Here is a 7,386-nt window from a genome sequence, read left to right as displayed (position 1 = left end):
GCTCGGAAGTGTCTAGATTATCCGTGGCGATTCATTTGTCATGTCTGGAATATACACAATACTCATTCCCGATGAGTTGCTAAGCAGGAGGAACATTGCTTTGAAATATTTTAGTAGTGACCAGGTTTTTAATGAACTGGTCAATGGCGAAGTCACTCGTGAAGTGATATATGCATCTATGAACGTAGCCAGAAAACGCAAATACGCGGAACGTGAAAAACTGTTTGCTGATGCACTCGCTCGATTTGATGAATACCGAAAGGAAAAAACAAAATGAATATCCGATTCACTGATGACATCCACAAGGCGCTGATTGAACGTGCCAACCGTGAAGACAAATCAGCCGCCGCGCTGGTGAGTGAGTTAATAACAGCAGTCCTAAACCGAGAGGAACCGAATGACCGAAAAGAAACCAGTAGTAAACTTCGTTAATGCGATTTGCGGCTCAGGAAAGAGCCACCGTTTGAAAGAACACATTTACGACTTCAATCGAGAAGCTGTCCCAGAAAAGTTCTTAATCGTAGTACCAACCCACGCTTTAGCCGAGCAGTTCAAGCAAGAACTAAATCGTTTGAGAATCCCAAATCATCACATTTGCGTTGAAGGTGCGACTCTCAACCTGAAAAGTACTCTGGCGAACAGCTTCCAAACGAATGTGGTGATAACCACCCACGAATGTTTCACCAACTACTGCCACCTCGCTACGTTCAATCCTGAGATGCGCTCTCTACTGGCAGAACACAACGTGATGATTGACGAGATCCCTGATGGTTGGTTTGGGGCTGAAGCGAAGATCCGACATGCGGACAGAACGGCAGAAAACTTCCCATTCCTGGCATGGCTGGAAGAGCGAAACGGGTTGCTCTATTTGCGTGATGAGCACTACGACAAGCTGTACCAGTATTACCATGAGAAGCACGCTAACAGCGACAGCCTGAAGAAAGTGCTTTACGTGGCGCTCGACGGTGGTGGTGTGATGCATACCGAGTGTGATTCTTCATACAGCTTCTTTGCATACACTTATAACCCGATACTGAAGGCCGCAACGTGGGCGAAGAGCTTCACTGTGCTTGGCGCTGGTGTAGATCGCAGTGGGTTTGTATGGATGGCTGAGAACGTTGCTCAAATCGCAGTACAGGAAGCCGGGGAACACCTTCAGCCAGAACCCGAGAGACGCAAGCATAAGAACGTGCCTATCAAGATTGTGGTTGTCCTCTCAGAAGATGTCAAAAGAGCGGGGCAGTCAGAGCTGGCTAATGTTTTTAACAGTCATCTGAAAGAGATAAATCAGATTGTTGGGAAGGATTTTATCTTCGCAACTAACAACGATAAACCCATCTGTGACTTCCAAACTATTGGACTCGCTGAGCTCGGTGATCGCATGGGAGGTGAAGCTGTTTCGATGTCCAGCTACGGAATGAACAGCTACCAGGATGTTCACAGTGCTGTGTTCCTCGGATGTGCAAATCTGGGCGATAAAGATCGTAAGAGATGGGCTGACTATTGCAAACGTATCGGTTGGGATTTTGAAACGGTGATGAAGAAGAAGCGCCAGGCAATGTATCTTGAACGGTGCTACCAGTTTCTTAGCCGAACATCCATTCGCAACACTGATACCGATCACCCTCTCGTCTTTGTCGTTCCCGACATGGCGGCAGCGGAATACCTCAAAACCCATTACTTCCCTGGCTCAACCATCGAATGCCTTGGGATCAAGAAAGCTGGCAAGCAGGAAGAAACACGCTTGAAGGTGCTGGAATACAAGGCGCAAGGGCTAACTCAGAAAAAGGCTGCTGAAGTGATGGCGGTGTCTGTGAGGACAGTCGCAACCTACTGGAACCAGGGCGCTTACGTATGATTATCGCGCTTTACTGGTATCTGCTGTTCCTGTTTATCTGGGATGCAATCCGCACCTTTGAAAAACGTAGAAAAACAGAACGCAAAACTGAATCTCGGGATGTTTGATGTGGTGATTGATACAGCAAAGGGGCTAATGCCCCTTTTCTCGTTTTTTTAGTTTGTAGATTGAGCTAACACCGTTGCTGCACGCTGTTTAGTTTTTTCGCTTGAGCGCGGATTATCGCGTGCCTTAGCTGCAACTGTCTCCATTCTTTTTCGCTGGTATGGCGGAAAGTATCATGTTGTGTAAGCGGTGAAGGTGTAGTTTTGATGAGTTTTAAAGTTTGTCCGGCAGCAGAAGCGAATTTACTGGGCATTTACCATCGCCACATACCTATCTAACTCTTCCATACTTCCAGACGGCATGCTTACCACTGTTTTTTGGCTGCTTTCTATACAGCTGATGATGTCTTCGCGTGGGCCGCTGCGCCAGTCAGTGCTTGCATAAAAAGCATCAAGGACAACAACCATGTTCTCATGGCTATCAAAAGCGCGTATCAAATAGTAGCAATCCGGGTTATGCATGGAGTGTCCGAACGAAATAACCTCGATCCCGTGGCGCTGGTGTAGGGGAATGCTGATTTCCCGCATGATATTGTGAAAAGTGACTCCGGTGCCTTTGCGTAATGTGTATTGCAATATTTCGATGATTCGTTCCATTAATGCGATCCCCAAATGAGCGCCATCCCTTCGCTTTCAGGACGGACGGTTTTAAAACCGAATTTTTCATATAGCTCTGGAACATCTGCGATCAAGGTAATGTATGCTCCAACTGGTGCTTGTTGCCCGAGCCAGGACATTAATGCCTCCATGACTTTCCGGCCCAGCCCTTTACCTTGATGTTCTGGATCGACTGCAACATCTACGATTTCGAAGTTGAGCGCTCCATCTCCGACAATCCGCCCCATGTCGACAATAAGATCAGAATATTCAATATATACGCCATGACAGCTTCTTGGGAGGGCTTGTTTTGCGGCCTCAAGAGGGCGGGGGGTTAAACCGGATATGATGCGCAAGCGGCAAAAGTCCTCTGCGGGTGGCACTGCATCAACCAGAGTGTATCGTGATTCCATATTCAGCCTCAGTGCCATGAATGATCTTTTGTTTAGCATTAACAATCGCATCTATGCAATCTTCACGGTCTATTATAAAGACCGCCTCGTCACTGCCGAAAATATTTGAGGGCTGTGACTGAGTGGGGGGACGGTCATCAACTGGGGGATGACGGTAGATATTACTTTTTTTGCTATATGTTGTATGATGTTTTTTAATGTTGTGTAGATGTTTTGTTTTTTCTTTGACGCCGCTTCGCTTATTACCTACTATTAAAAAGGTTAAGTAGTTCTATCCTTCATTTAAGATGAGGTGTTTTCATGCCTAAACAAAAGGTAGTTCGTGATGCGGGTACTGGTCAGTTTGTAAAGCCGGAAGAGGCTAAGAAACGTCCAGGGACAACTGTTACGGAAACTGTAAAAATCCCCCCTAAAAAAGGGAAAAAGTAAAAACATCTCAAAGCGCTCATTAGTAGCGCTTTTTCTATTTCTGGAGATCTTTTGATGGAAAACCATAACTTTGAAAGGCTAAAAGAACATATTTTGTCGTTATCTGTTTCAAAAAACTTCGAAGTTGCCAAAACAGAGTGGAGTCTACATTCGATAGAAGTTTCTGAAGAAATGGATTTCTGTCCCTGTGGTCAAGATATCAAAGAGCATTGCTATATTGAAAATAAAAAAAATGGCAATACCACGTATGTCGGTAACGTTTGTATAAATAGGTTTTTGAATATTTCAACTGGAACTTTGTTTGAAGGGTTGAAAAGGATTAAGAAAAATATTCATGCCAATCCAAACTTGGCATTGATTGAGTATGCAAATGATAAAGGGTATTTATACGATAAAGAGTATGATTTCCTTGTTGATACGATGAAGAAAAGAAATCTTAGTGAAAAACAAAGGTTGTGGAAAGAGAAAATAAATAATCGTATCCTTAAAGAAGTCGTTGTTAAGAATCGTACAGCAAGATGAGTATTATTTTTTAGTAACTCCGATTTGATAACGCTGAAAACCAACACATTATATACAGAGTTTAAGAAATAAGGGGCTTGCGCCCCCTTTTCTTAGATTAATGTTTTCACATCAAAATCTATGTTTGTATCGGTATCGGCTTCGTAGTTAACCTCTTCAAATCCGAAACCAAACAACTTCAGGAACTCTTCTTTATAAGCAATGTAGTCTGTTAGCTGCTCCAGATTTTCATTGGTGATCGTCGGCCACAGATCTCGACATGCTTGCTGAACGTCTTCCCGAAGTTCCAGATCGTCCATGCGGATTCGCTGCTCGTCATCAAGTTTGGCACTACCCCCATATAGGCTGGTAGTCATCAGACGATTAATTTGCTCGATGCAGCCTTCGTGGATCCCACGATCTTTCATGAGCTTGAACACGATAGAAATATAAAGCGGCATGACTGGAATAGCTGAAGACGCTTGGGTGACAACAGACTTTAACACCGCGACGTTTGCAGCACCGTTGAGAGGAGCCAGCTTGTTGCGTAACGCGTTTGCCGCCCGATCCAGGTCTTCCTTCGCCTTACCGAGCGCACCGTGCCAGTAAATAGGCCAGGTCAAATCCGTGCCGATGTAGGAGTAAGCAACGGTCTTCACACCATCAGCCAGAACGCCAGCGTTATTAAGCGCATCAATCCACAGTTCCCAGTCCTCGCCACCCATCACGGTAACAGTGTTACGCACTTCTTCTTCGGTTGCCGGTTCGATACTGGCAGTAATGATCTGATCTTTGTTGGTATCAATGGCTTTAGAGGTATAAACCTCACCGATTGGCTTCAGCGCAGAGCGAACAATTTCGCCTGTTTTTGGCATCTTTCTTACCGGAGATGCAAGCGAATAAACCACTAAATCAATCTGACCCAGATCTTCTTTGATGAGGCTGATAACTTCGTCGCGGCACTCATCGGAGAACGCGTCGCCGTTGATGCTTTTCGAGTAAAGACCTTCACGTTTCGCTGCTTCATCAAAAGCCGCAGAATTATACCAGCCCGCAGAGCCAGGCTTGGTATCCGTACCCGGTTTTTCAAAGAAGATACCGATAGTGGAAGCACCACCGCCAAATGCTGCAGAAATTCTGGATGCAAGCCCATAACCAGTTGAGGCACCGATCACCAGCACACGTGCAGGACCATCAGTGAGTTTTCCGTTTTTGCGGACGTACTCGATTTGTTTGTTTACGTTGACCTGGCAACCAACCGGATGTGTAGTTGTGCAGATGAAACCACGAATCTTGGGTTTAATTATCATGTTGATTTTAATCCATTTTGCAAAACTTCTTTAACATACAATAATGATAACTTTTTTATGAAAAGTTGTAATGAATAATACACATTCATTAACTAACTCTGGGAAGGATAATGGTCTTGTTGAAACGTTACTATAATTAGATTTCAGGGTAGTCCACCAATTCGACATACCCTGCTAACTCTTCCATGCTCGCCCCCTGTGAATAGGTACGGAATGCTTCGGTTTTCGCTTTCTGTTCAGTGTGTCCGGTGATACTGCCTATTCTTGTTTCCTGCACCCCGGCACGGTCTAAGCATGTGATGAACATCCCGCGCAAGCTGTGGAAGCATTGACGATCTGTAGCGGTAGGCAAAACCTTGTCACGCAACCTGGTGAAGTTTTGAGAGTAGTACGGCCCTTTCTTACCATCCTTCCTGTTAATCTTGTTAGCTTGTGGGAACAGGTATTCGCCGTAACTGTGGTTCAGGTATTCATCGACAATCGCAGATAGCCGGGAATGAATAGGGACGTACCGTACCCCCGCCTTAGTCTTTGATTTCGAAATGTAGAAACAGCGTACACATTCCACCGTTTTGATCTCTGACTTCTTTAGGCTTGCCAGTTCATCAAGGCGGCATCCTGAAAACAGCCCCATGATTATGATGTTCCTGATCTCCGGCTCTGCTGCATCAAGTAACTTTTGCATCTGGTCAGGTTCAAACGGCTGATAACTCTCTATCGTGCGGCGTGCTTCGAGGTTATGACCGTGAAAAGGGTTGCGGTCTGGTATGCCATCGTAGCGGCGCTTTGCAAACTCGTAGAGGCTCCCTAAACACGTTAGCCAGTTTTGACGAGATTGATCGGCGGCTCCTTTCTCCTTTTGTGTATCGAGGAACTCAGTCACCAGGCGGCGGCCTATCCTTTCTAAGGCAATGTCCGGTTGTTTGGCACTTTCAAGGAATAGTTCAACGGCTCGCGCTGATTTGCTTAACGTTGAATAAGAGCGGCGGTTTTTATAGCTTTCGGCGTATTCGTCCCGTAATAGGCACAGAGTGGGAATCGAACAGGATCGCGTTACAGGTTGAGGGCGGCTCTTGTTCTTCTTCTCTTCGGTATGCAAGGCGGCTATTGACTGCTGCAACCACTGATCGGGGTTGCTCGGATTGTACTTCCGCTTAAGCTCTTCCCATTCTAATAAGAGGTAGTTTCTGAACCGTCGAGCCTCATTGAGATCGCGGGTTGAGGTGGTTTTGCGCCACATCCGGCACGGATATAAAAATCTGAGGTACTTCGGGACGAAGATCTGAAACATCCAGATTCCGTCTTTTCGTTTGTATAGGTAAGCCTGGCCCTTGATTGACACGATAATGATCCTCTATTATCACGTAATCAGTTACCTATGCTGATCGCAATATCGTTATCTGTTAGTAGGTTACAGAAGTGGAATGGATTTTTGTTCGATTCCCTTCGCCCGCTCCAGAATTTCTTGATGTGATCCTCCTCTGTCTATTTTTTAACCAGCCCATCCTTTTCCATCCAGGTATCGTCATGCTGTTGTTTGATCGCTTCAACGAAGTTATCACGCATGCCTCCATATTCAGCACTGAGTTATCAGGTTTCATCAGAATTTGCAGCACGATGAATGCAACGGATAATTTAATCTGCGCTGCTAGCTGATGTTTATATCTAACTATTGGAAGGGGTGGTTAAAATTTTTTGAAAGAAGAAACAATCAGGCAATAATAAAAAATTCCGATATGACGCTCTTCGTCATAACGGTTTTTTTAAACTTAACGCAAATATAACTACCAATTATAGTAGCCCTCTTTTTGAGACTATTCCCTATTGCGCCAGAGCTGGCATACTGAGGAAAACAAAAAATATTATCCTTTAATATGCGCTATTACAGCAAAGCCGTCTTTTTTTGCTCGTTATTTTTTTGCTCTCTGAGCCATGCAGCCCCCCTTACTCCTGCTGACCGGGACACAGTGCGTCAGCAGCAGGAGGAACTGTTATTAAAGAACCAGCAACAGCGTGAGGAGCTGGAGCGGAGTATTCCTCGCCCCGCGCCCGCCAGACCGCTGCCGGTTACCGGCGCCGGACCCTGTTTCACCATTCATACCATTACCCTTTCCGGTGCGACCTTAATCTCCCCGAAAACCCGGCAGACCCTTGTCGCGCCGTGGCAGGGCCGC

9 protein-coding genes and 1 pseudogene are annotated in these 7,386 nt (G+C 45.6%); 6 read left to right on the top strand and 4 right to left on the bottom strand.

From position 1 onward, the window contains the following. The first annotated feature begins 100 nt into the window (after positions 1-100). Genes HMPREF3143_RS25930 through HMPREF3143_RS26275 form a run of 3 tightly spaced genes read left to right on the top strand, consistent with a single transcriptional unit; the run spans position 101 to position 1,858 of the window. Positions 101-277 carry a hypothetical protein gene (locus HMPREF3143_RS25930; RefSeq protein WP_032635622.1) on the top strand — a complete coding sequence of 59 codons (177 nt, stop codon included), beginning with the start codon at positions 101-103 and terminating at the stop codon, positions 275-277. After that, positions 274-432, top strand: coding sequence for a hypothetical protein (locus tag HMPREF3143_RS26080; RefSeq protein WP_023294880.1), 159 nt, complete (start codon positions 274-276; stop codon positions 430-432). The genes HMPREF3143_RS25930 and HMPREF3143_RS26080 overlap by 4 nt, the downstream gene beginning before the upstream one ends. After that, a complete protein-coding gene (locus tag HMPREF3143_RS26275) occupies positions 398-1,858 on the top strand; it encodes a DEAD/DEAH box helicase family protein (RefSeq protein WP_023294881.1) in 1,461 nt (486 codons plus the stop codon). The genes HMPREF3143_RS26080 and HMPREF3143_RS26275 overlap by 35 nt, the downstream gene beginning before the upstream one ends. A gap of 347 nt (positions 1,859-2,205) precedes the next feature. Here the strand turns inward: HMPREF3143_RS26275 and HMPREF3143_RS10705 are convergent, their stop codons facing one another. Further along, entirely contained in the window at positions 2,206-2,559 is a 354-nt protein-coding gene (locus HMPREF3143_RS10705) for an NIPSNAP family protein (protein WP_023294883.1), read from the bottom strand. Then, positions 2,559-2,972: a GNAT family N-acetyltransferase gene (locus HMPREF3143_RS10700; RefSeq protein ID WP_023294884.1), complete on the bottom strand. Its 414-nt coding sequence runs from the start codon at positions 2,970-2,972 to the stop codon at positions 2,559-2,561. Before HMPREF3143_RS10700 ends, HMPREF3143_RS10705 begins: the two co-directional genes overlap by 1 nt. Positions 2,973-3,272: 300 nt before the next feature. Between HMPREF3143_RS10700 and HMPREF3143_RS26415 the strand changes: the two genes are divergently transcribed. After that, complete coding sequence (locus HMPREF3143_RS26415) at positions 3,273-3,401, top strand: hypothetical protein (RefSeq protein WP_023294885.1); 129 nt, start codon at positions 3,273-3,275, stop codon at positions 3,399-3,401. A 54-nt stretch (positions 3,402-3,455) separates the two neighbouring features. Next, positions 3,456-3,923, top strand: a complete 468-nt coding sequence (locus tag HMPREF3143_RS10695) for a hypothetical protein (RefSeq protein WP_023294886.1) — start codon at positions 3,456-3,458, stop codon at positions 3,921-3,923. Positions 3,924-4,015: 92 nt separating this feature from the next. Here the strand turns inward: HMPREF3143_RS10695 and fabV are convergent, their stop codons facing one another. Together fabV and HMPREF3143_RS10685 are read right to left on the bottom strand one after the other, a co-directional pair. Continuing rightward, the gene (gene fabV, locus HMPREF3143_RS10690) at positions 4,016-5,212 is read right to left on the bottom strand and encodes an enoyl-ACP reductase FabV (protein WP_023294887.1); all 1,197 of its coding nucleotides are present in this window, start codon (positions 5,210-5,212) and stop codon (positions 4,016-4,018) included. 136 nt (positions 5,213-5,348) lie between these two features. Continuing rightward, a complete protein-coding gene (locus tag HMPREF3143_RS10685) occupies positions 5,349-6,554 on the bottom strand; it encodes a tyrosine-type recombinase/integrase (protein WP_023294888.1) in 1,206 nt (401 codons plus the stop codon). A 625-nt stretch (positions 6,555-7,179) separates the two neighbouring features. Between HMPREF3143_RS10685 and HMPREF3143_RS10680 the strand changes: the two are divergent. Continuing rightward, positions 7,180-7,386: pseudogene (locus tag HMPREF3143_RS10680) on the top strand (ShlB/FhaC/HecB family hemolysin secretion/activation protein); the annotation flags it as partial.

It is taken from the genome of Enterobacter sp. HMSC16D10 (assembly GCF_001807145.1).
Taxonomy (GTDB): Bacteria; Pseudomonadota; Gammaproteobacteria; order Enterobacterales; family Enterobacteriaceae; genus Enterobacter; species Enterobacter roggenkampii.
Note: the sequence above shows the minus strand (reverse complement) of the source record. Positions and strands in the feature narration are given on the sequence as shown.